At 58.8% G+C, this 23,269-nt stretch carries 24 protein-coding genes; 17 read left to right on the plus strand and 7 right to left on the minus strand.

Annotated features, from left to right (window positions below):
• Positions 1–8: 8 nt before the first annotated feature.
• Both ACR0AP_RS07760 and ACR0AP_RS07765 read left to right on the plus strand, forming a co-directional pair.
• A complete protein-coding gene (locus ACR0AP_RS07760) occupies positions 9–1,172 on the plus strand; it encodes a M20 aminoacylase family protein (RefSeq protein ID WP_480506289.1) in 1,164 nt (387 codons plus the stop codon).
• 24 nt (positions 1,173–1,196) lie between these two features.
• The gene (locus tag ACR0AP_RS07765) at positions 1,197–2,360 is read left to right on the plus strand and encodes a M20 aminoacylase family protein (protein WP_480506290.1); all 1,164 of its coding nucleotides are present in this window, start codon (positions 1,197–1,199) and stop codon (positions 2,358–2,360) included.
• A 42-nt stretch (positions 2,361–2,402) separates the two neighbouring features.
• On the opposite strand, the gene ACR0AP_RS07770 is transcribed toward ACR0AP_RS07765, so the two are convergent.
• Entirely contained in the window at positions 2,403–3,725 is a 1,323-nt protein-coding gene (locus ACR0AP_RS07770) for a 3-deoxy-D-manno-octulosonic acid transferase (RefSeq protein ID WP_480506291.1), read from the minus strand.
• 3 nt (positions 3,726–3,728) lie between these two features.
• Positions 3,729–4,736 carry a GTP 3',8-cyclase MoaA gene (moaA, locus tag ACR0AP_RS07775; protein WP_480506292.1) on the minus strand — a complete coding sequence of 336 codons (1,008 nt, stop codon included), beginning with the start codon at positions 4,734–4,736 and terminating at the stop codon, positions 3,729–3,731.
• 90 nt (positions 4,737–4,826) lie between these two features.
• Between moaA and ACR0AP_RS07780 the strand changes: the two genes are divergently transcribed.
• Positions 4,827–5,258, plus strand: a complete 432-nt coding sequence (locus ACR0AP_RS07780) for a hypothetical protein (RefSeq protein WP_267362893.1) — start codon at positions 4,827–4,829, stop codon at positions 5,256–5,258.
• Here ACR0AP_RS07780 and ACR0AP_RS07785 read toward each other — a convergent pair.
• Genes ACR0AP_RS07785 through glmU form a run of 4 tightly spaced genes read right to left on the minus strand, consistent with a single transcriptional unit; the run spans position 5,246 to position 9,663 of the window.
• On the minus strand, positions 5,246–5,932 hold the full coding sequence (locus ACR0AP_RS07785; protein WP_480506293.1) for a DNA alkylation repair protein: 687 nt from the start codon (positions 5,930–5,932) through the stop codon (positions 5,246–5,248). The two genes, ACR0AP_RS07780 and ACR0AP_RS07785, sit on opposite strands and share 13 nt — an antisense overlap.
• Positions 5,926–6,480: a pyridoxamine 5'-phosphate oxidase family protein gene (locus tag ACR0AP_RS07790; RefSeq protein WP_480506294.1), complete on the minus strand. Its 555-nt coding sequence runs from the start codon at positions 6,478–6,480 to the stop codon at positions 5,926–5,928. The genes ACR0AP_RS07785 and ACR0AP_RS07790 overlap by 7 nt, the downstream gene beginning before the upstream one ends.
• Before the next feature lie 3 nt (positions 6,481–6,483).
• The gene (glmS, locus tag ACR0AP_RS07795; protein WP_480506295.1) at positions 6,484–8,307 is read right to left on the minus strand and encodes a glutamine--fructose-6-phosphate transaminase (isomerizing); all 1,824 of its coding nucleotides are present in this window, start codon (positions 8,305–8,307) and stop codon (positions 6,484–6,486) included.
• Between the two features lie 3 nt (positions 8,308–8,310).
• Entirely contained in the window at positions 8,311–9,663 is a 1,353-nt protein-coding gene (gene glmU, locus ACR0AP_RS07800) for a bifunctional UDP-N-acetylglucosamine diphosphorylase/glucosamine-1-phosphate N-acetyltransferase GlmU (RefSeq protein WP_480506296.1), read from the minus strand.
• A gap of 134 nt (positions 9,664–9,797) precedes the next feature.
• Here glmU and ACR0AP_RS07805 point away from each other — a divergent pair, with 134 nt between their 5' ends.
• The 3 genes from ACR0AP_RS07805 to ACR0AP_RS07815 all read left to right on the plus strand — a co-directional run bounded on the left by ACR0AP_RS07805 (position 9,798) and on the right by ACR0AP_RS07815 (position 13,027).
• Positions 9,798–10,469 carry an HAD-IA family hydrolase gene (locus ACR0AP_RS07805; protein WP_480506297.1) on the plus strand — a complete coding sequence of 224 codons (672 nt, stop codon included), beginning with the start codon at positions 9,798–9,800 and terminating at the stop codon, positions 10,467–10,469.
• 39 nt (positions 10,470–10,508) lie between these two features.
• A complete protein-coding gene (locus tag ACR0AP_RS07810) occupies positions 10,509–11,699 on the plus strand; it encodes a DegT/DnrJ/EryC1/StrS family aminotransferase (protein ID WP_480506298.1) in 1,191 nt (396 codons plus the stop codon).
• A gap of 164 nt (positions 11,700–11,863) precedes the next feature.
• Entirely contained in the window at positions 11,864–13,027 is a 1,164-nt protein-coding gene (locus ACR0AP_RS07815; RefSeq protein ID WP_480506299.1) for an isovaleryl-CoA dehydrogenase, read from the plus strand.
• A 50-nt stretch (positions 13,028–13,077) separates the two neighbouring features.
• Here ACR0AP_RS07815 and ACR0AP_RS07820 read toward each other — a convergent pair whose 3' ends face one another.
• Positions 13,078–13,683 carry an OmpW/AlkL family protein gene (locus ACR0AP_RS07820; RefSeq protein WP_209504463.1) on the minus strand — a complete coding sequence of 202 codons (606 nt, stop codon included), beginning with the start codon at positions 13,681–13,683 and terminating at the stop codon, positions 13,078–13,080.
• 136 nt (positions 13,684–13,819) lie between these two features.
• On the opposite strand from ACR0AP_RS07820, the gene ACR0AP_RS07825 reads away from it, so the two are divergent.
• The 11 genes from ACR0AP_RS07825 to ACR0AP_RS07875 all read left to right on the plus strand — a co-directional run bounded on the left by ACR0AP_RS07825 (position 13,820) and on the right by ACR0AP_RS07875 (position 23,268).
• Complete coding sequence (locus ACR0AP_RS07825; RefSeq protein WP_480506300.1) at positions 13,820–15,343, plus strand: AMP-binding protein; 1,524 nt, start codon at positions 13,820–13,822, stop codon at positions 15,341–15,343.
• Complete coding sequence (locus ACR0AP_RS07830) at positions 15,340–15,714, plus strand: hypothetical protein (protein WP_480481792.1); 375 nt, start codon at positions 15,340–15,342, stop codon at positions 15,712–15,714. The genes ACR0AP_RS07825 and ACR0AP_RS07830 overlap by 4 nt, the downstream gene beginning before the upstream one ends.
• Positions 15,711–17,318 carry a carboxyl transferase domain-containing protein gene (locus ACR0AP_RS07835; protein WP_480486221.1) on the plus strand — a complete coding sequence of 536 codons (1,608 nt, stop codon included), beginning with the start codon at positions 15,711–15,713 and terminating at the stop codon, positions 17,316–17,318. The genes ACR0AP_RS07830 and ACR0AP_RS07835 overlap by 4 nt, the downstream gene beginning before the upstream one ends.
• Position 17,319: 1 nt before the next feature.
• Entirely contained in the window at positions 17,320–17,745 is a 426-nt protein-coding gene (locus ACR0AP_RS07840; protein WP_267362867.1) for an ASCH domain-containing protein, read from the plus strand.
• 3 nt (positions 17,746–17,748) lie between these two features.
• A complete protein-coding gene (locus ACR0AP_RS07845) occupies positions 17,749–19,680 on the plus strand; it encodes an acetyl/propionyl/methylcrotonyl-CoA carboxylase subunit alpha (RefSeq protein WP_480506301.1) in 1,932 nt (643 codons plus the stop codon).
• 78 nt (positions 19,681–19,758) lie between these two features.
• Positions 19,759–20,610, plus strand: a complete 852-nt coding sequence (locus ACR0AP_RS07850; RefSeq protein ID WP_480506302.1) for a hydroxymethylglutaryl-CoA lyase — start codon at positions 19,759–19,761, stop codon at positions 20,608–20,610.
• A 1-nt stretch (position 20,611) separates the two neighbouring features.
• Positions 20,612–21,394, plus strand: a complete 783-nt coding sequence (locus tag ACR0AP_RS07855; protein ID WP_480506303.1) for a crotonase/enoyl-CoA hydratase family protein — start codon at positions 20,612–20,614, stop codon at positions 21,392–21,394.
• A gap of 193 nt (positions 21,395–21,587) precedes the next feature.
• Positions 21,588–21,953: an NADH-quinone oxidoreductase subunit A gene (locus ACR0AP_RS07860; protein ID WP_209504455.1), complete on the plus strand. Its 366-nt coding sequence runs from the start codon at positions 21,588–21,590 to the stop codon at positions 21,951–21,953.
• The gene (locus tag ACR0AP_RS07865; RefSeq protein WP_209504454.1) at positions 21,944–22,477 is read left to right on the plus strand and encodes a NuoB/complex I 20 kDa subunit family protein; all 534 of its coding nucleotides are present in this window, start codon (positions 21,944–21,946) and stop codon (positions 22,475–22,477) included. The genes ACR0AP_RS07860 and ACR0AP_RS07865 overlap by 10 nt, the downstream gene beginning before the upstream one ends.
• A gap of 12 nt (positions 22,478–22,489) precedes the next feature.
• Complete coding sequence (locus ACR0AP_RS07870) at positions 22,490–23,095, plus strand: NADH-quinone oxidoreductase subunit C (protein WP_267362853.1); 606 nt, start codon at positions 22,490–22,492, stop codon at positions 23,093–23,095.
• Positions 23,095–23,268 (plus strand): hypothetical protein, encoded by a 174-nt coding sequence (locus ACR0AP_RS07875; protein ID WP_010442775.1) that lies wholly within the window; start codon positions 23,095–23,097, stop codon positions 23,266–23,268. Before ACR0AP_RS07870 ends, ACR0AP_RS07875 begins: the two co-directional genes overlap by 1 nt.
• Position 23,269 lies beyond the last annotated feature (1 nt).

Here is a 23,269-nt window from a genome sequence, read left to right on the forward strand (position 1 = left end):
AGAATGACATGCCGATCAAGAACCGTCTCGCAGAGATGCATGATGAGATCACCGGTTGGCGGCGTGACATTCACCAACACCCGGAAATTCTGTACGACACCCACCGCACCAGTGCGCTGGTTGCGGAAAAGCTGAACGAGTTTGGTTGCGACGAGGTCGTGACCGGCATCGGTCGCACCGGAGTCGTCGGGGTCATTCGCGGCAAAAGCGACACGCGGGGCCGTGTGATTGGCTTGCGCGCCGATATGGATGCCCTGCCGATGCAGGAACAGACCGGGTTGGACTATGCCTCGGAAATACCGAATGCGATGCATGCCTGCGGTCATGACGGCCATACGGCGATGGTTTTGGGGGCCGCCAAGTATCTGGCGGAAACCCGCAACTTTGATGGCACGGCAATCGTGATCTTTCAGCCTGCCGAAGAGGGTGGGAATGGTGCCGAGGCCATGTGCAAGGACGGTCTGATGGATCGGTTCGGCATTCAGGAAGTCTATGCGATGCACAATGTGCCGGGTGTTCCTACCGGGCAGTTTGCCATTCGTTCGGGCCCGTTGCTGGCAGCGGCGGACGAGTTTGACATCCATCTTGAAGGGCGCGGCGGCCACGCGGCAAAACCTCATCAGACGATTGATACAACGGTTATGCTGTCGCAACTGATCGTGGCGTTGCAGACGATTGTGTCGCGCAACGCGGACCCGATTTTGCAGGCCGTGCTGTCTGTGACCTCGGTCGAGACGTCCTCGAAAGCGTTCAACGTGATCCCGCAATCAGCGCGGATACGCGGCACCGTTCGGACCCATTCCAACGAGTTGCGCGACCTGATCGAACAACGGCTGAAGGAAGTCTCGGAAGGGACCGCTGCAACATTTGGCGGGTCCGTGAACGTCACCTATACGCGCGGTGTTCCAGTGACGATCAATGCCGAAGCCCAGACGGGATATGCAGCAGAGGCTGCGGTGTCGGTCGGGGGCAGTTGCATTGAAGCGCCGATGGTGATGGGGGGCGAGGATTTCTCGTTCATGCTGGAAGAGAGGCCCGGGGCATTCATCGTCTTGGGCAACGGTGACAGTGCCGGGCTGCACCACCCCGAATACAATTTCAATGACGAGATCATCCCCATTGGGTGCTCGTGGTTTGCGGAAATGGTCGAGCGCCGGATGCCGGCGGCGTGACCAGAATCAGGAGAGAGAAAAGACATGCCAGTCAAGAACCGCTTTGCCGAATTGCAGAATGAAATCACGGAATGGCGAAGGGATCTTCACGAAAATCCAGAGATCCTGTTTGAGACCCACCGCACCAGCGCGAAGGTGGCCGAGAAGCTGAAGGAGTTCGGATGCGATGAGGTTGTAACCGGTATCGGACGTACCGGCGTTGTGGGGGTGATCAAAGGCAAGTCGGACAGTAAGGGAAAGGTGATCGGCCTGCGCGCAGATATGGATGCATTGCCGATACATGAGGCGACGGGGTTGGACTATGCCTCGAAAACGCCGGGTGCGATGCATGCCTGTGGTCATGACGGGCACACAGCGATGTTGCTGGGGGCGGCAAAGTACCTGTCGGAAACCCGCAACTTTGACGGCACCGTTGTCGTGATCTTCCAACCTGCTGAAGAAGGGGGCGGCGGGGGGCGCGAAATGTGCGAAGACGGCATGATGGACCGCTGGAACATTCAGGAAGTTTACGGAATGCATAACTGGCCGGGACAGCCTGTCGGCAAGTTCGCAATCCGACCGGGGTCGTTCTTTGCGGCGACCGATCAGTTCGACATCACCTTTGAGGGTCGCGGCGGACATGCGGCCAAACCGCATGAGACCGTGGATACCACAGTTCTGGCAGCGCAGGCTGTCCTAACGTTGCAAACGATTTCTTCGCGCAATGCCGACCCGATCGATCAGGTCGTGGTGTCCGTGACGTCGTTCGAGACGTCATCAAAGGCATTCAATGTGATCCCTCAGACCGTGCAGATCAAAGGCACGGTGCGCACCATGAGCAAGGGCATGCGGGATCTGGCTGAAAAGCGGATCAACGCGATTTGCAACGGTGTTGCGGCCACGTTTGGAGGCACCGCTGACGTGACCTATATTCGTGGATATCCGGTGATGGTGAACAGCGACGAGCAAACAGAGTTTGCGGCGGATGTGGCCCGGTCGGTGTCCGGTGATTGCGACGAGGCACCTTTGGTCATGGGGGGCGAAGATTTTGCCTTCATGCTGGAGGAACGTCCAGGCGCCTATATTCTTGTGGGCAACGGTGACACCGCAATGGTTCATCACCCGGAATACAATTTCAACGACGAAGCCATTCCGGCCGGATGCAGCTGGTGGGCGGAGATTGTCGAACAGCGGATGCCAGCCGCCTGATGGAGAGCGTGGGGGCTCTGCCCCCACACCCCCGGGATATTTCTAGCCAGATGAAGCGGGATCCTCTGCTTGCAGATCAAGCACCGTGCAGAGGGTTTCGACGACGGCATCCAAGGCGGTCGACTGCGTATTGACGCAGGATTGTGCAGCCCTTCGGGCCGCTTGAAGGGCATTCTGGTCCGACAACCAATGTGAAACGGCCTCAGAGAGGTCAGCGGATGTCTGGACCTCGACAGCGCCCTTGGCGTCGATCAGCGGGGCAAAGGTTTCTGCAAAGTTGAAATACCCCGGGCCGGTGATCACGGCGGCCCCGGCCTGTGCCGGTTCAAATGGGTTGTGTCCGCCAATTTCTTTCAGTGACCCCCCAAGGAAAACGATCGGGCAAAGCGCGTACCAGGTTCCGGTTTCGCCCAGTGTGTCGGCAACATACACCTGCGTCGTATCTGTGATCGGTGCGTTTTTTGACCGGAAGGACGCCTTGAGCCCCGCGTTGTTCAGAAGTTCTGCAACCTCACCGCGTCGTTCGGGGTGGCGTGGGATCAGTAGCAGCAGAAGGTCGGGCCAATGCTGCAACAATGCTTTGTGGGCTGCCAGAACGCTGTCTTCTTCTCCGGCATGGGTGGAACTGGCGATCCAGACCGGTCTGGCGGCTAATTGCGCGCGAATGTCATCCAGCGTGTTCTGGTCCACAGGCAGAGGATCGGACATGGCCTTGAGGTTGGTGCCGGGCTGCACGCGTTGGGCAGGGGCACCCATGGCAATCAGGTCGGCAGCTGTTTTGTCGTTTTGCGTCAGGAACAGGCGAAACTTATTCAGAATAAACCTTGCCGTTTTAGGGCGCTTCTTCCATCCGGCGACAGATTTGTCCGACAATCGAGCATTCAGCAGAGCCAGTGGAATGTCGCGCCCTGCGCTTTCGACAATCAACCGCGGCCAGATCTCGCTTTCGACGAAGATCCCGGCATCGGGTTGCCAATGGTCCAGAAAGCGTTGAACCGGGCCGGCTGTGTCAAGCGGCGGGTACTGGTGCCGGGTGCGGGGCGGCAAGCGCTTTTCGATCAGGGCCGCTGAGGTTGGCGTGCCTGAGGTGATCAGAAACTCGGATTTGGGAAGGCAGGTGCCCAGCCGATTGATCAGGGTGAGGACGGACAGGCTTTCGCCGACGCTGGCGGCGTGGAACCAGATCAACTGCCCTGCGGGGCGGGGCTGACTGGCACGGCCAAGACGCTCGTGCTGGCGGTTGGCTGCTACGCCCGCAGCCTCAAGTTTCTTTCGGACGGTTCTCCAGACCAGAGGTGCGGCCAGAGAGATCAGGGCGCAGTACAGGTAGTACAGCGCTGTGGGTCGGTCTTGGTGATCCGGCATGTATCAGCCGCCTGTATGGCTCATATGGCGGCTCATCCGGCCATCGACGGACTGGCGGGAATAGTCGAAGTCGTGACCTTTTGGTTTCAGGTTGATCGCCGCGCGGATGGCATCTTCAAGCGGCTGTTCTGTATCGGGGTGATCCCGCAATGCGCCGCGCAAATCAGCCATGTCCTCCTGCCCAAGACACATATAAAGCTCGCCAGTACAGGTCAGGCGCACGCGGTTGCAGCTTTCGCAGAAATTGTGGGACAGGGGCGTGATGAAGCCGATCTTCTGACCGGTTTCTTCCAGCCTGATATAGCGGGCCGGGCCGCCAGTGCGTTCGGCCAGATCCGTGATTGTGTAATGGTTTTCGTACTCTTTGCGCACGTCCTTGAGCGACCAGTACTGGTCCAGGCGATCCTCGTTGCCAATATCGCCCATCGGCATGACCTCGATCCAGGTCAGGTCCATGTCGCGCTCGGCGCACCATTCAGTGATCTTGGGCAATTCGGGTTCGTTGAACCCCTTGAGCGCAACAGCGTTGATCTTGATCCGCAGCCCCGCCATTTGCGCCGCGTCGATGCCGTTCAGTACCTGTTTGAGGCGGCCCCAGCGTGTGACTTTAGCAAATTTGTCGTCATCGAGAGTATCCAGAGATACATTCACGCGGCGCACACCGGCGGCATAAAGATCTTCGGAAAAGCGATGCAATTGCGAACCGTTTGTCGTCAGCGTCAGCTCTTTCAACGCACCGCTGTCCAAGTGGCGAGTCATGGCGTTGAAGAAAGTCATGATATCGCGACGAACCAATGGCTCACCGCCGGTAATGCGCAATTTCTCGACGCCCATTCTTACAAAGGTCGAGCACATGCGATCCAGCTCTTCCAGCGTAAGAAGGTCTTTCTTGGGCAGAAAGGTCATGTTTTCGGACATGCAGTAGACGCAACGAAAATCACAGCGGTCCGTAACGGAGACGCGGAGATATGTGATGGCGCGGGCAAACGGGTCGATGAGCGGAGCAGACATGCGACATAGGTAAAGCTGTAACCTGCCTGCGACAAGTGCGAACTGCGCTTTGCACTGGATCACGCCAGCATGGGATTGTAGTTTCCGGGCATGAAAAAGACATTTGTATTTCTATGCGTTGTTTTGACCGGGTGCGACACTGTCCGGGCAACGACGGAACGTGTGTTCGGGTCCGGGGGTGAGGCGGCTGAGGCCGTATCGGATGTCGAAACTGCGCCGGTTGTCGCTGAGGAGGTTCTTAAGCCCGAACCGGTTGCGGCACGCCCCAGTTGGGTCGGGGCCAAAACAACCATTGCCGGGCTTGGTGATCCGACCACGCCAGGACGCTGGATGCAGACGCCGCTGGTCGATAGCGAGGTAACGGCGCGGGTTGTTGTGCCTAGAACCGGCGCGCAGGCCTATATCACTCTGGTTCCTGCCGCAGGCCCGGAAAGTAGCGGCAGTCGCTTGTCGCTGGATGCCATGCGGGCCCTTCTGGTGCCATTAGACGAACTGGTCGAAGTCGCGGTTTATGCCGACTGACTTTTCAGGTATTTGGCTGCTTCGCGGCGGGCAAACGGTTTCATTCCATCACCGTGTTTGTCCAAAAAAGCGATCACGCGTTCGGGGTCGTGTTTGGACAGTTCCCGCAGGCACCAGGCGATTGATTTCTGAATGAACCAGTCGCGATCCGGGACATATCCGGCGGCCCAGCCGAGGATACGGTCGCGGCGTTGCAGGTCTTCGGGCTTGGGGTGGTTCTGTTTGGTCCAGGGCAGCGTTGCGACAAGGGCGGCGCGCCGGGTCCACATGTGATCGGACTGTGTCCACTGTTCGACGGCGTCCAACCTCTCGGGATCGGCCATCAGTCGTTTTTGTATCGCCATGCAGGCATGATCGGCGACGGCCCAGGCGTCAAAGACCGGTAGCCAGCTTTGAAGCAGGTCCCAAACCTGATCGTCGGGCCGGATGCGGGCTTGGGTCAGAAGCTTGGCCGCGGCAAGGCGCCCTTCGTGGATATCGGTTTGCCACAGCGCCTTGGCCAGCGTGACGCGTTTGTTCACATCCAGCTCTTGCCGCCATGTTTTGGTCAGATCGTTGAGAACCGGATTGGCGACACCCAGATAGACGCGATCCGCCTTGTGATAACTGGCCATCTGACCCGCACGTTCGGGGTCGGCATGGGCTTTGATCTGATCAAGAAAAGGGGTCAGCATTGGGGGCAGACCGGAGCGCCTGTCGGTTCGCCGTCAATCGTCTGGCTGTTCTTTTCGGCCCAATAAGACCGGATGTCGCCGTCCGTCTTGCCATCGACCCATTTCTGCATCGTGTCGCGGTCGGACTGGAATTCCATGAACGGCACTGCATACCCGCAAGAGGTCTGAACCATTTCGATCGACTGGTCATAGATCTGTCGCGCGCTGCGGTGGTTGGGGAAAAGATTGGCCAGTTCATCCCAGCCGTCATCTCCGACGTGCAGAGTGCGGGCTGTGCCATATGTGCGCAGGATCAGTGGGCGCGTGGTGAAGGAGCACCACATCAGTGTCATCCTGTTGACCTGCATCAGATGCCCCGCCGTCTCGTTGCCGCTGCCAGTCAGGTTCATCCAGACGATGCGGTTTGGCCCCAGCACCCGCAGCGAGTCCATACCTTTGGGCGAGATATTGACCTTTCCCTCGGTCCCGGCGGTGCCGACGAAGAACATATGCTGATCTTCGATGAACTTTTGATGCGCGTCATCAAGCCGGGGAAACTGTTTGGACATGGGTCACTCTACCGTCACTGATTTTGCCAGATTGCGCGGCTGGTCTACATCCGTCCCTTTGGCTACAGCTGTGTGATAGGCCAGCAACTGTGCGGGAACCGAATAAAGGATCGGCGCAAGACTGGTGTGAACATGCGGCATCCGGATCGTGCTCCAGACTCCGTCTCCGGCCTCGTCAATTCCATCATCATCAGACACAAGGATCACTTTGCCCTTGCGCGCCATCACTTCCTGCATGTTTGACACGGTCTTGTCGAACACAGTGTCACGGGGGGCCATGACAACCACGGGCATATGCTTGTCGATCAAGGCGATGGGGCCATGTTTCAACTCGCCCGATGCATAACCTTCGGCGTGGATGTAGCTGATTTCCTTGAGCTTCAGCGCCCCTTCCATTGCCAGCGGATACATCAGGCCACGGCCCAGGAACAGAACATCGCGCGCCTCGGACAGGCGTTGGGCTGCTTTGCGGATCGCCCGGTTCTGATCCAGTGCTGTGTTCAGTACGGTCGGCAATCCGCGCAGCGCAGCGGCATGATCGGCGATTTCCTCATCCGTCAGGGTGCCGCGATCTGTCGCCGCCTTGAGCGCGAGCATCAGCAAAACGCTTAGTTGACAGGTGAAGGCCTTGGTCGAAGCCACACCGATTTCAACGCCAGCATGGATCGGCAGGGCGATATCGCTTTCCCGAGCAATCGAACTTTCAGGGACATTGACGACAGAAACGATCTTGTCCGCCTTGCCCTCGCAATAGCGCAGCGCGGCCAGGGTGTCGGCGGTTTCTCCTGACTGGCTGACAAACAGCGCCAGTGTGCGACCCGTGATCGGAGGTTCGCGATAGCGAAACTCGCTGGCGATATCGACCTCGACCGGCATCTTGGCCAGTTGTTCGAACCAGTATTTCGCGGTCAGGCAGGCGTAAAACGCGGTGCCGCAGGCGACCATGGTCAGACGGTCCAGCTTGCTGAAATCCAGCTCGGCGTCGGGGAACACCACTCGATCACCGCCCGTGGGCAGGTAGGATCGGATGGCCTCGGCCACGACGATAGGCTGCTCAGCGATTTCCTTGGCCATGAAATGCTTATGCTCGCCCTTGTCGGCGCGCGCATGATCCAGCTTGATCTTGCGCTTTTCCCGGTTGGCCAGTTCACCGGCTTCGTTGCGGATTTCCAGCGATGTTCGGGTCAGAACCGCGCGGTCGCCTTCCTCAAGATAAGTGATCTGGTTGGTTAGCGGCGCAAGGGCAATGGCGTCCGAGCCCACATACATCTCACCATCGCCGTGGCCGATGGCCAGGGGTGACCCTTTGCGGGCCGCTACAATCAGGTCGTCCTCACCATCGAAAAGGAATGCAAGGGCGAAGGCACCTTCCAACTTGTCGATGGTCTTGAAAGCGGCCTCGACCGGGGACATGCCTGTGTTGAGGTGATGTTCCGTCATCAGCGCGACGGTTTCCGTGTCGGTTTCGGTCTTGAAGGCCACGCCGTGTTTGGCCAGTTCCGCCCTCAGGTCGCGGTAGTTTTCGACAATCCCGTTGTGAACCACGGCCACCGGGCCAGCCTTGTGGGGATGCGCGTTGTTGACGGAAGGCGCGCCATGCGTGGCCCAGCGGGTGTGACCAATGCCGGATTTTCCCGGCAGCGGATCATGCACCAACAGATCGCTGAGGTTGACCAGCTTGCCGACCGCACGCCGACGCCCCAGGACACCGTCATTAACGGTTGCAATCCCGGCACTGTCATAGCCGCGATATTCCAGCCGTTTCAGGGCTTCTACCAGAATAGGGGCTGCTTCATGCTGCCCCAAGACACCTACAATTCCACACATATCTCAGGCCTCGTTACCGCGGCGAGCCTTCTTCGCCTTCAACATTTCAAACAGTTTTCGCGCGTAGCCGGGTTTGTTTTCCTGCTTGGCACGCGCCACGGCCAACGCCTCGGGCGCCACGTCTTTGGTCACCACGGTGCCTGTCGCTGTCATTGCGCCATCGCCCACAGTGACTGGGGCCACGAGCATGGTGTTGGAGCCGATAAAGACATTCGCACCAATGGTGGTTTTGTGCTTCATCACGCCATCATAGTTGCAGGTGATTGTTCCCGCGCCGATATTCGTCGCAGCACCCACTGATGCGTCCCCGATATAGCTGAGGTGGTTGACCTTCGCGCCTTCGGCGATTTCTGCATTCTTGATCTCGACGAAATTGCCAACCCGCGTGTTTTCGGCCAGTTCCGCACCGGGGCGCAGCCGCGCGTAGGGGCCGACAATGGCGCCGCGACTGACATGGCACCCTTCCAGATGGGAAAAGGCCCGGATGGTTGCACCGCTTTCGACGGTCACTCCGGGGCCGAAGACCACGTTGGGTTCGATTACTGTGTCACGCCCAATCACAGTGTCTGCGGACAAGTATACCGTATCCGGTGCCATCAATGTGACACCCATATCCAGCAGTTCTGCCCGCGCGCGCGCCTGAAACACCGCGTCGGCGGCGGCCAGATCAGCGCGTGAGTTCACGCCCAGCGTCTGGGCCTCGTCACAGGCGACGGCGGTTACGTTCAGACCGCGGTTGCGGGCGATCTCAACTACGTCTGTCAGATAGTATTCGCCCGAGGCATTGTTGTTTTCAACGGCGTCAATCAGCGAAAAAAGCAACCGGGCATCACAAGCTAAAAGGCCCGAGTTGCAAAATGTTATGGCGCGCTCTTCATCTGATGCGTCTTTGAATTCGACAATGCGTTCCAACGTGTCGCCATTCATGACCAACCGGCCATAGCGGGCCGGATCAGCCGCATCGAACCCAAGGATGACCAGGTCATTTTGGGATCGAGCCTCGACCATCCGTTCCAGCGTGTCGGGTTGTAAAAACGGGGTGTCGCCGAAAAGAACCACGATATCACCGTCGAACCCTTCCAGTGCTGTCCTGGCCTGACCGACCGCATGGGCCGTACCCAACTGTTCTTCCTGAACGGCTATCCGGGCATCTTCGTCTTCGTCCTGAGCAACCTTTGCTACAGCCTCGAACCCGTGGCCGGTGACGATCACCGTACGTTCGGGCGACAGAACAGACCCGGCGCGCATCGCGTGAACAAGCATCGGAGCCTGAGCGATGGGGTGCAGGACTTTGGGAAGATCCGAATTCATCCTGGTGCCTTTTCCGGCGGCAAGGATGACAAGGGCAATGGTCATGAAATCGTTTTCTCTTTGTGTTTTGTTGCTGACCGTTTTATCCGCTGGGGGCAAAGGCGCAAGCTGTTCGGCCATCAAACAAGATTGCCGATTGAAACAGGGCACGGCGAAAACCTGCCGAAACAGGAGGCTACATGCGGACCGTCATCTTCGATCTGGACGGCACATTAGCGGATACATCGGGCGATTTGCTGGCTGCGGCGAACCATTGTTTTCGCGAAATGGGGCATGGTGATGTGCTGGTCCATGGGCAGGATGCAGGCATTGCGTTGCGCGGCGGGCGCATGATGTTAACCCAAGGGCTGAAACGCGTTGGAGCTTACGACGAGGACACCGTTCAGACCTATTATCCTGTTCTGCTTGAGGCTTACGCGCAGGATATCGACACCCACACAAGCTTCTATCCGGGAGCGTTACAAGCCGTCGAGATGCTGAGTAACGCGGGCTACGGTGTCGGCATTTGCACCAACAAGCCGGAACATCTGGCCGAATTGTTACTAACGCGCATGGGAGTGCGGGATCGTTTTGCCTCGTTGGTCGGTGCGGATACGCTGCCGGTGCGCAAACCGGACCCGGCCCCTCTGCGCGAGGCTGCGCGCCGTGCCGGTGGCGACCCGGCCTGTTGCGTGCTGATCGGCGACTCGGATACTGACCGCAATACCGCCCGGGCGGCAGGGGTCCCATCGGTTTTGGTGACTTTCGGACCATCAGGGGAGGACATGGCAGCGCTGGAGCCCGAAGCGCTGCTGCATCATTTTGATGACTTGCCCGATCTTGTGCCTGATCTGATTGGTGCGGCAGCCTGAAACCTTGACCGGACCCTGTCGGAGAGCCAGAAAAAGACCATGACGGAAACATTCACTGGTAATTTCACGCAGCAGGAACCCCTTCCAGACGATGCAATCGAGGCAGCGCTGGCTGTTCTGCGTCACGGGCGGCTGCATCGTTATAACGTGGTCCCCGGTGAGTTGGGGGAAACGGCCCTGTTGGAGCAGGAGTTTGCGGCACAGATGGGGGCCAAGTATTGCTTGGCGGTTTCCTCTGGCGGTTATGCGCTTGCCACCGCGTTGCGGGCCGTCGGTGTGCAGCCGGGCGACCCGGTTCTGACCAACGCGTTCACTCTGGCCCCGGTGCCGGGATCAATTGCCTCGGTCGGGGCGCGGGCGATCTTTGTCGGCGTCACCGAAAACCTGACCATCGATCTGGAGGATCTTGAGGGCAAATTGGATCAGGCCCGTGTCCTGATGCTTAGCCATATGCGCGGGCATCTGTGTGACATGGATCGTCTGATGCAGATGTGTGACGCGGCAGGCGTTATCGTGATCGAGGATTGCGCACACACGATGGGCGCGGCTTGGCGTGGTCAGTTGTCGGGGCGGCAGGGGGCAATCGGGTGTTATTCCTGCCAGACCTATAAGCACGTAAACTCGGGCGAGGGCGGTTTGCTGGTTACTGATGACGCGGAACTGGCGGCTAAGGCTACAATGCTGTCGGGGTCATACATGCTGTATGAACGCCATCTGGCAGCGCCGGGACCTGAAGTGTTCGAGCGGATAAAGTACACCACACCCAATGTGTCCGGTCGCATGGACAATTTGCGCGCCGCCATCCTGCGCCCTCAGTTGCGGGAATTGGACCGGCAGGTGGAACGGTGGAACGAGCGCTATCGGGAGATCGAAACCGGGCTGCGTGGCACTCCGGGCCTGACGATTGTCGAGCGACCCGAAGAGGAAACCTATGTCGGGTCTTCGATCCAGTTTCTGCTGTTGGATTGGTCGCCTGAGCAGATTGCTGACGTTATCAGCCGCTGCGCCGCGCGTGGGGTCGAGATCAAATGGTTTGGCGGGGCTGAACCAACAGGGTTCACGTCGCGCTATGACAGCTGGCGGTATTTCGACAGCGAGCGGATGCCGGAAAGTGACCGCGTTCTGGCAGGTATCATGGATATGCGTGTGCCGCTGACCTTTTCACTGGAGGATTGCCGAATGATCGCGCGCATCATTCGGGCCGAAGTGGGCGCAGTTTATCAATCCTAGCCAAACAGAGTGCGCTTTCTGCGCACGTTCGACCCTTGAGAGCGCCGCCCCGTCCGGGCGGCGTTTTGCGTTTCGGTCCGGGCTTTCACAAAGATTGACCGGAGACAGATTCGCTGCTAGAGATTTATTGAACACTTGTTCATTAATGCGGAGGGAGGACACAGATGTTCATGGCCACGATGAAGTTTGATCTGGGTGAGGATGTGAACGCCCTGCGCGAGATGGTGCATCGGTGGGCGCAGGAGCGTGTCAAGCCGATGGCGGCTGACATTGATACCAAGAACAGCTTTCCGAATGAACTGTGGAATGAAATGGGAGAGCTTGGTCTTTTGGGTGTCACCGTGCCAGAAGAATACGGTGGTGCGGGCATGTCCTATTTGGCGCATACAATTGCTGTCGAAGAGGTCGCGCGCGCTTCGGCTTCGGTTTCGCTGTCTTATGGGGCGCATTCCAACCTGTGTGTGAACCAGATCAAACTGAACGGTACGGAAGAGCAGAAACAGAAATACCTGCCGCGCCTGGTCTCGGGCGAACATGTAGGAGCGCTGGCAATGTCGGAACCTTCCGCAGGTTCGGACGTGGTGTCGATGAAGCTGCGGGCGGAAAAACGCAACGACCATTACCGCCTGAACGGCAACAAGTACTGGATCACAAACGGGCCGGACGCGGATACACTGGTGGTTTATGCCAAGACGGACCCCGATGCCGGATCAAAAGGCATTACCGCATTTCTGATTGAAAAAGAGATGAAGGGTTTTTCGACCTCACCCCATTTCGACAAGCTGGGGATGCGCGGGTCGAACACGGCTGAACTGATCTTTGAAGATGTCGAAGTGCCGTTCGAGAATGTATTGGGAGAAGAGGGCAAGGGCGTAGCCGTGCTCATGTCAGGTCTGGATTATGAGCGGGTTGTGCTGGCAGGCATCGGGACCGGCATCATGGCCGCCTGTTTGGACGAAGTGATGCCTTATCTGGCTGAGCGCAAGCAGTTCGGCAAACCGATTGGCAGCTTCCAGTTGATGCAGGGCAAGATTGCCGACATGTATACCGCGATGAACTCGGCGCGGGCCTATGTCTACGAGGTGGCCAAGGCTTGCGATCGTGGAGACGTAACCCGGCAGGATGCGGCGGCGTGCTGTCTTTATGCATCCGAACAGGCGATGGTTCAGGCGCATCAGGCGGTTCAGGCGCTGGGCGGGGCGGGCTTCCTGTCGGATGCGCCGGTCAGCCGGATCTTCCGGGATGCCAAGCTGATGGAGATCGGCGCAGGTACCAGCGAGATTCGCCGGATGCTGATCGGTCGGGAAATGATGAACGAAATGCGCTGAATGAAGACGCCCCGCAGACGAGGTTACAGCGGGGCGTTTCGATCAAAGGATCAGAAGCGATGAACGTAGGAAATACCGACCAGCCAAGGGTCGATGTTCGCAGTGCCAATATCGGCTCCGTTCAGAGTGACGTCCGAGTCGATGTCGAACCAGCGTACATTCAGACGGACCGCACCTTTGTCGGTGATCATGTAGTCGAGACCGGCTTGCAGCGAAACGCCGAAGGAATCATCGACCTTGAGGTTGCCAAGGGCAGATTGCTCGTCAAAGAAGATGGTATAGTTCAGACCGGCGCCGACATAGGGCTTCCAGGCGCTATTGGTCGGGAAGTGATAGTTCAGCGACAAGGTGGGCGGCAGATGCTTGACGCTGCCAGCGTCCACGCTTCCGCCCAAGGTGACGTTATGTTTGAACGGGGTCGCGGCCAGCAGCTCGATCCCCAGATTGTCCTGGATGAAATACTCGGCGGTGAAGATCGGGCGCGTATCCGAGTCGATATCGGCGCTCAGGCCGGCCAGTGTTCCGTTGTTGGATTTCGGGTCCAGGTACCCCACACCGATGCCGAGCGTCCAATCCCCCTGAGATTGGGCAAACGCAGGAGCAGCCAGAGCCACCAACGCGGTGGAAAGGGTCAATGCGGCGAGTTTCTTGGTCATTGTCTTGCCTTTGGTTCTGTTGATGACCTTGGTGTTGCAGCGATTGGAACTGCCCACTCTGATCTGCATCAAGTTTATGTGAAGGAGTTGGGTGCAGTTGAACCGAGAAGTGCAGGAAATATAGGGAAAATTCGCCGTGCTAACCGCTGAGCGCATACCGGGTTTGCGCCCGGATGGAGGCTGGGATCTGCCGGACAGGCTGAACATGGCGCAGCAGTGCCTGCGGCATGCGGGGGACCGGGTCGCGCTGATCGATTTGACCGGACCTGACCCGCAGCACATCAGCTTTGCGCAGCTGTCGCAAATGACAGACGGAATAGCCCGCGCATTATTGCGCCATGTGAAGCCCGGTGATCGCGTCGGAGTGTTGCTGAGCCAGTCGCCATGGTGTGCGGCGGCCCATCTGGCGATCTGGAAGATCGGGGCTGTGTCGGTCCCTTTGTTCAAACTGTTCAAGCAGGACGCGCTGCGGTCGCGGGTCAGTGACGCAGGTGCCGGGATTGTACTGACCGACGCCGAAGGGGCTGATCTGTTGGGTGATCTGGCCACGCCCTTGATTGCAGCGGAAATTGGCGAAGACGGTCCCGCTGTACCATTTGCCGCGACCGGCCCTGACGATCCGGCTGTGTTGATCTATACCTCGGGCACAACCGGCAGCCCGAAGGGCGCGCTGCATGGGCACCGGGTTCTGACCGGTCATTTGCCAGGGGTTTCGATCAGCCATAATCACTTGCGCGAAGGCGATTGTCTTTGGACCCCGGCGGATTGGGCGTGGATCGGCGGGTTGTTCGACGTGCTGATGCCGGGTCTTGCGCTGGGCATTCCTGTTGTCGCGGCACGGCTTGAGAAATTCACCCCCGAGGCCTGCGCTGACATCATCGCGCGTGGCGGGGTACGGAACGTCTTTTTCCCACCAACGGCGCTGCGAATGCTCAAGGCAGCAGATCAGGTGATCCCCGGTCTGCGCTCGGTCGCGTCCGGGGGTGAACCGCTGGGGGCCGAAATGCTGGCATGGGGTCAGAAGGCGTTCGGCCTGACGATCAACGAATTTTACGGCCAGACTGAATGCAACATGGTCGTATCCTCCTGCGCCGAAGATTTCCCTGTGCGCCCCGGCTGTATCGGCCAACCGGTGCCGGGGCATGAGGTTGCGGTGATTGATGAGGACGGAAACCCGACCGGCGAAGAGGGCGACGTGGCCATCCGGCGCGGCTCGGCCTCGATGCTGCTGGAATACTGGAACCGACCCAAGGCGACGGCTGAGAAGTTCCGGGGCGACTGGCTGATCACCGGTGATCGCGGCGCGTGGGAGGGCGACTATCTGCGCTTTGTCGGCCGCGATGATGATGTGATCACCTCAGCCGGGTATCGCATTGGCCCAGCTGAGATCGAGGATTGCCTGCTGACCCACCCGGCAGTGGCGACGGTTGGCGTGGTCGGCAAACCCGACCCGCTGCGGACCGAGATCGTGAAGGCCTATGTGGTGTTGAAGCCGGGGGCTGAGGCTTCGGAGCGCGAGTTGCAGGACTGGGTCAAAGACCGTCTGGCGCATTATTCGTATCCGCGCGGGGTGGCGTTTCTGGAGGAGCTGCCGATGACGGTGACGGGGAAGGTGATCCGAAAGGAACTGAAGGCGCGGGCGGCGGGGGAATCGAAATGAATAAGATTCTGCGGCGTCTGTCAGGGTTAAAGTGCCCTAAATGTGGGGTGCCGCAGCCCTTGAGTGTTTTGAACACTATGGTTGGCAGTGAGGAGTACGTGCCAGCTGTAAGGTGTGGTAACTGCGAAGCTTGGCTGCGCGTTAAGTCCAAGAATGGGGTTTTTCATTTCTTACTATTGCTTTTTCTGATGACGCTGCCTTTGCCATTCTTGGCACTGGATGAGATTAGTATCAATTTGAACAACCCTGAAGGGCTGTTCAATTGGCCCCTCTCGTCTTCTGCAAAGAGCGTAATCTTCTACATAATTTACTTCGCAGTGGTGGTCTTGCCCATAAGTAATCGGGCATTGAAGGTGGATATCTACAAATGAAACTCACATCCAAAGCCATGCCCGGCTCCGAGGGCTTCAAGACAAACCGCACCGCTCATCTCGATGCGTTGGCGCAAATCTCTGCTGCTGCCGAAGCAGCCCGCATGGGCGGGGGCGAGAAATCCCGCGCGCGGCATGAATCCCGAGGCAAGATGTTGCCGCGCAGGCGGGTGGCGAACCTGCTTGATCCGGGGTCGCCGTTCCTTGAAATCGGGGCGACAGCGGCACATGGGATGTATGGCGATGCAGCACCTTGTGCCGGGGTCATCGCGGGGATTGGCCGGGTGCAGGGGCGCGAAGTCATGGTGGTGTGTAACGATGCCACCGTGAAGGGCGGCACCTATTATCCGATGACCGTCAAGAAGCACCTGCGCGCGCAGGAGATTGCCGAGGAAAACAATCTGCCGTGCATCTATCTGGTCGACAGTGGCGGCGCGAACCTGCCCAATCAGGATGAGGTGTTCCCAGACCGCGACCACTTTGGGCGTATCTTCTACAATCAGGCGCGGATGAGCGCGAAGGGTATCCCTCAGATTGCCGTGGTGATGGGATCATGCACGGCGGGTGGAGCCTATGTTCCTGCAATGTCCGATGTGACGATCATCGTAAAGGAACAGGGCACAATCTTTCTGGCAGGGCCACCATTGGTCAAAGCTGCGACGGGTGAGGTTGTCAGCGCCGAGGATCTGGGTGGCGGCGATGTGCACACACGCCTGTCGGGTGTGGCAGATTATCTGGCCGAAGATGATGCGCATGCGCTGGCATTGGCGCGGCGGGCTGTCGGGTCATTGGGGGGTGCCGGGCTGAAGCCCGGCCTACGGTTCGACGCACCCGAGGAGCCTGCTTATGATCCGGAGGAAATTCTGGGAGTTGTTCCCGCCGACCTGCGCACGCCCTATGACATCCGTGAAGTGATTGCGCGGCTTGTCGATGGGTCGCGGTTTGATGAGTTCAAACCCCGGTTTGGCGAGACACTGGTCACCGGCTTTGCCCATGTCAAAGGGTGTCCCGTCGGGATCATTGCCAACAATGGGGTGTTGTTCTCGGAGGCCGCGCAAAAGGGCGCGCATTTCGTTGAGCTGTGTTCGCAGCGCAAAACGCCCCTGGTCTTCTTGCAGAACATCACCGGCTTCATGGTCGGCCGCAAATACGAGAACGAGGGGATCGCCCGCCACGGCGCCAAGATGGTGACGGCAGTTGCAACGACGAGCGTTCCCAAGATCACGATGCTGGTGGGCGGCTCGTTCGGGGCCGGGAACTATGGCATGGCTGGACGCGCCTATCAGCCGCGGTTCCTGTGGACATGGCCGAATTCGCGGATTTCGGTGATGGGGGGCGAGCAGGCAGCCGGTGTTCTGGCCACCGTCAGGCGCGATGGGATCGAACGACAGGGCGGCACCTGGTCGGCCGAGGAAGAGGCCGAATTCAAACGTCCGACGTTGGAGATGTTCGAAGAGCAATCGCACCCGCTTTATGCCTCGGCCCGTCTCTGGGATGACGGCATCATCGACCCGCGCAAAAGCCGCGATGTGCTCGCCTTGTCTCTGAGCGCCGCACTGAACGCCCCGATAGAGGAGACACGTTTCGGCGTGTTCAGGATGTAAGATGAACGTTTCATTGAATGACGTCATGGCACGCTATCCGGGTGCCCAGACTTTCAAGTTTGGTGACAATGCCCGGCTGAGTGCTGAGCTTCTGGCTCTGGTACGATCAGGGCGGAAAACGGCAACCTGCGGTGCGTTGCGCGACTATCCCGAAGGTAGCCCTGACACTCCTGTGGTCGGTCGGAGAGATATTGCGCTGGAATGGGACGACCGTCCGGCCTTGGTGATCGAAACGGTCGAGGTCTCGACCTGCCGATACTGCGACGTAACCGAGGATTTCGCGTTGGCAGAGGGCGAAAATGAAACGCTTGAGGGATGGAGAGAGGGGCATCGCCAGTATTTCGAACGCAATGGCGGATTTGATCCGGAGATGGAGCTGCTATGCGAGCGATTTCGACTTGTCGAAGATCTGGCGGTTGAGGGGTAAGCTATGTTCAACAAAATCCTGATTGCCAACCGGGGCGAAATTGCTTGCCGCGTTATGGAAACCGCTCAGAAGATGGGCGTATCTTGCGTGGCTGTTTATTCCGATGCGGACGCTACGGCTAAGCATGTGCAGTTGGCGGATGAGGCCATTCGTATCGGCGGTCCCGCGCCAGCGGAAAGCTATCTGAAGGGCGATGTAATTATTCAGGCTGCGCTGGATACCGGCGCGCAGGCTATTCATCCCGGCTATGGATTCCTGTCAGAGAACCCCGATTTTGTCGACGCGGTCGAGGCCGCGGGTTTGACCTTTATCGGCCCATCAGAGGATGCGATCCGCAAAATGGGCCTCAAGGATGCGGCCAAGGTGTTGATGGAACAGGCTGGCGTGCCCGTGGTGCCCGGCTATCACGGCGACAATCAGGATCCCGAACACCTGGCGGGGGCGGCTGACGCCATCGGCTATCCGGTTCTGATCAAGGCCGTTGCGGGCGGTGGCGGCAAGGGAATGCGCCTTGTTGAACGGCCTCAGGATTTCGCCGCCGCGCTCGACAGCGCGCGGGGCGAGGCCAAGACCGCTTTTGGCAACGACGCCGTGCTGGTCGAGAAATTCGTGGCCAAACCCCGCCATATCGAAGTGCAGGTGTTTGGCGATGGTAAACATGCCGTGCATCTGTTCGAACGCGACTGCTCGTTGCAACGCCGCCATCAGAAGGTGATCGAAGAGGCTCCGGCGCCGGGTATGACGGCTGAGATGCGCGAGGCTATGGGTCAGGCTGGTGTGCGCGCCGCCGAGGCGATCGGGTATAAGGGCGCAGGCACGGTTGAATTCATTGTCGATGCCTCAGACGGGCTGCGCCCCGACAGGTTCTGGTTCATGGAGATGAACACGCGCCTACAGGTGGAACATCCGGTAACAGAGGCCATCACTGGCGTCGATCTGGTCGAATGGCAGTTGCGCGTTGCGGCAGGAGAGAGCCTTCCCAGGCAACAGGATGATCTGTCGATCTCGGGTCACGCATTCGAGGCCCGGCTTTATGCCGAGGATGTACCAAAAGGGTTCTTGCCGGCGACAGGTACATTGACCCATCTGGTTTTCCCGGCCAACTGCCGTGCGGATAGTGGCGTTCGCACAGGTGACACCATCAGCCCGTGGTATGATCCGATGATTGCCAAAGTGGTGGTGCACGGTCCGACCCGCGCCGTCGCGCTTGAGACGTTGAACCGAGTGCTGCGGGAAACCGAAGTGGCGGGCACCGTTACGAATCTCGCCTTTCTGGGCGCGCTGACCCGCCATGATGGATTTGCCTCGGGTGATGTGGATACGGGCCTGATCGGGCGCGATCTTGATGGGTTGGTGCGGGAAGCGACGACGTCTGCCACAACCGCTGTTGCGGCCGCGATGACCGCACTGGATCTGGTGGATGTCACGCCTGACACCGGGTTTTCGCTCTGGGCTCCGTTGCATCGGGCGGTGCAATTGTCCGATCAGGGAGAGGTTTTTGATCTGGACGTGCAGGTCGATGGTCCGGATCGCCAGCTTTGGCAGCTGGGCGAACACCGTGTCGTGGCCGAGCGGATCTCGGGGCGGTGGGCGCTGAGCGGCGCACCGATGCCCCGGGTGGCTGCCAGCGGAACAACTGTGACCGTATTTACCGACTACGGTCACAGTTTCGACGTTATCGATCCGCTGGACCGGGACGCTAGCGCGACGGGTGACACCAATGTGATCGAAGCGCCGATGCCGGGTCTGGTCAAGGCAGTCTTTGCCACTGCGGGGCAGACCGTTCAGGAAGGCGACCGTTTGGCCATTCTCGAAGCGATGAAAATGGAGCATTCGTTGCTGGCCGCACGAGATGGTGTGGTGGCCGAGGTGCTGGTCGAAGATGGCGCGCAGGTCGAGGCTGGGGCGGCTTTGGTGCGTTTGGAAGAAGAGTGATCTGTACCCGCGCGGTTTGACGTGGCACGGTCGCGCGATCCGTATTTGGAATGAGAACAAGCCATAAGGGGTTCTGACATGGGTGATCTGGTCGAAATCTACGAAGTTGGACCGCGCGACGGGCTACAAAACGAAACCCGTGAGATACCGGTTGCCGACAAGGTGGCGCTGATCGACTGCCTTAGCCGCGCCGGATATCGACGGATCGAAGTTGCAAGCTTTGTCTCTCCCAAATGGGTGCCCCAAATGGCTGGATCGGCGCAGGTTCTGGCCGGCATAACCCGGGCGGACGGAGTGCGGTACGCGGCGTTAACGCCGAATATGCGCGGATACGAGGATGCGCTGGCCGCCAAAGCGGATGAGATTGCCATTTTTGCGTCGGCCTCCGAGGGGTTTTCCAAAGCAAACATCAATGCCTCGATCGCCGAGTCAATCGAACGGTTCACGCCGATACTCGAAGCGGCGCGCCATATCGACCTTCCGGTTCGCGGCTATGTCTCTTGCGTGACGGATTGCCCTTATGACGGCCCGACCCCGCCCGAGAAAGTGGCCGAAGTTGCCGATCGCCTGTTTGCGTTAGGCTGTTACGAGGTGTCATTGGGGGACACAATCGGGCAGGGCACACCAGACAAGATCGCTCATATGCTTCTGGCAGTTAGGGAAAGGGTTCCTGTGACGCGGCTTGCCGGGCATTTTCATGACACCAATGGGCGTGCAATCGACAATATCGATGCGGCACTTTCGCTGGGGGTGCGCGTGTTCGACGCGGCCGTGGGTGGGCTTGGCGGTTGCCCGTATGCTCCGGGGGCCGCAGGCAATGTCGCGACTGAAACCGTTGCAGCGCATTTGCAACGGTTGGGCTATCAAACCGGTCTGGATATCGATGTGGTCGAAGAGGCCGCACAGATGGCCAAGGCGTTGAGGGGCTAACATGTTCGAAACAATCTCGATTTCAGCAGACGAACGCGGTGTTGCCACGTTAACTCTGGACCGGGCGGAAAAGCACAACGCGCTGTCGGGTCAGATGATTACCGAGCTGACACAGGCCGCGTCGCAATTGGGCCAGGATGGCGCTGTCCGAGCGGTCGTTCTGGCTGCTGCGGGAAAGACGTTTTGCGCCGGTGGTGATTTGGGATGGATGCAGGACCAGATGGCGGCCGACAAGGCGACGCGATTTGTCGAAGCGCGCAAGCTGGCCGAGATGTTGCAGGCGTTGAACACAATGCCCAAACCCCTGATCGGGGCGTTGCAAGGCAACGCCTTTGGCGGAGGTGTTGGAATGGCCGCCGTGTGCGATGTCGCTATCGGTGTAGATAGTCTGAAGATGGGACTGACCGAGACCCGGCTGGGCCTGATTCCGGCGACAATCGGCCCTTATGTTATCGCTCGTATGGGTGAGGCGCGGGCACGGCGTGTGTTCATGTCGGCACGGTTGTTCGATGCGCACGAAGCGGTTGATCTGGGATTGCTGGCAAAGGTTGTGCCCCCCGAGCAGCTTGCGACCGCGATAGAAGATGAAGTCCGGCCCTATCTTTCGTGCGCGCCGGGGGCAGTCGCGTCAGCCAAGGCTCTGGTTCAAACTCTGGGACCACGTATTGATGATGCCACAATCGACCTGACCATTAACGAACTGGTCGAACGCTGGGAAACAGAAGAGGCGCGTGAAGGGATCGCGGCGTTCTTCGAAAAACGTAAACCTGCATGGAATAAGTAAGTTTATCGAGTTTCCGCAAGCCAATGCAAAACGCGCGAAATGCGATTCTATGCCGCGCTGTCAAGCGTATGTTTGATGGTGAACGGGGCTGTGTTCGGTTGACCCTCTGACCCGGCAGGGATAGAGAATGTCCAGTCAACACGCCAATTGACGGCGCACCCGACAAGATGCGTGCGCAAGAAAGGAGCTATTCGTGGAAGACCTGCTGCGGGAGTACCTCCCGATTCTGGTGTTTCTGGCCGTTGCCGTAGGCCTTGGAATCGTCCTGATTCTTGCCGCCGTTGTACTGGCTGTCCGCAATCCCGACCCCGAAAAGGTCAGCGCATATGAATGTGGCTTCAACGCCTTCGACGATGCGCGAATGAAATTCGACGTCCGATTCTATCTGGTCTCGATTCTCTTCATTATCTTCGATCTTGAGATCGCCTTTCTGTTCCCCTGGGCCGTCGGGTTCCGCGATATCAGCGATGTCGGGTTCTGGTCCATGATGGTGTTCCTGGCAGTGCTGACCATTGGCTTTGCCTATGAATGGAAGAAAGGGGCCCTGGAATGGGAGTGATGACGGGTGCAAATACCGCTGGCGTCGACAAGGAAGTCGCGACCCAGGCCCTGAATGCCGAGTTGCAGGACAAAGGTTTTCTGCTGACCTCGAGCGAGGATATCATCAACTGGGCTCGTACCGGTTCGCTGCACTGGATGACTTTTGGTCTGGCCTGCTGCGCGGTTGAAATGATGCACACCTCGATGCCGCGCTATGATGCGGAACGTTTCGGCATCGCCCCGCGCGCCTCTCCGCGCCAATCTGACGTGATGATCGTGGCCGGCACGCTGACCAACAAGATGGCCCCTGCGTTGCGCAAGGTTTACGACCAGATGCCCGAGCCGCGCTATGTGATCTCGATGGGGTCCTGCGCGAATGGCGGTGGTTACTACCACTATTCCTATTCTGTCGTGCGTGGCTGTGACCGGGTAGTTCCGGTGGATATCTATGTGCCCGGCTGCCCTCCGACCGCCGAGGCGCTGCTTTACGGTCTGCTACAGCTACAACGCAAAATCCGCCGCACCGGCACAATTGTACGCTGAGGGGAAGGGTAGATGAGCGAAGCACTCAAAGAACTCGGCACCCAGCTTGAACTGAAACGAGCCGATTGTGTTCTGTCCTGGGATGTGACCCATGGTGAGCTGAACGTCGATGTGGCGCCGTCGAACCTCGTGGAATTCGTAGAATTCCTGCGGTCGGACCAAAATTGCAAGTTCTCGACACTGGTGGATATCACCGGCGTCGATTACCCCGAACGCGCCAAGCGGTTCGACGTGGTGTATCACTTCCTGTCGATGTACCAGAACCAGCGCATCCGTCTGCGGGTTTCGATCCGCGAAGATGACATGGTGCCTTCGATAGTCGATATCCACCCCTCGGCCAACTGGTTCGAGCGTGAGGTGTTCGACATGTTCGGCATCCTGTTCTCGGGCCATCCAGACTTGCGGCGCATCCTGACGGATTATGGCTTCCGTGGCCATCCGCTGCGCAAAGATTTCCCGACCACGGGCTACACCGAGGTGCGTTATGACGAGGCGCAGAAACGCGTCGTCTACGAGCCGGTCAGTCTGGTGCAGGAGTACCGTCAGTTTGATTTCATGTCCCCATGGGAAGGTGCGAATTACATTCTGCCAGGGGATGAGAAACAGGAGACCGAATAATGGGTGGCATCTGGTGGCTGATCCTGTCTGCGCTGACCATCATTCCGATGGTGAAGATTTTGCCGTTCTTCGGGATCAACAAATACTGGTGCCTGCTGTGTCTGGTTCCCTTTGGCACGATCGCATTGCTGTGGTGGGTCGGGCTGAAACTGCAAGAGTTGGAGCGCCGCTGAG

The organism is Ruegeria sp. AF7 (assembly GCF_056541885.1).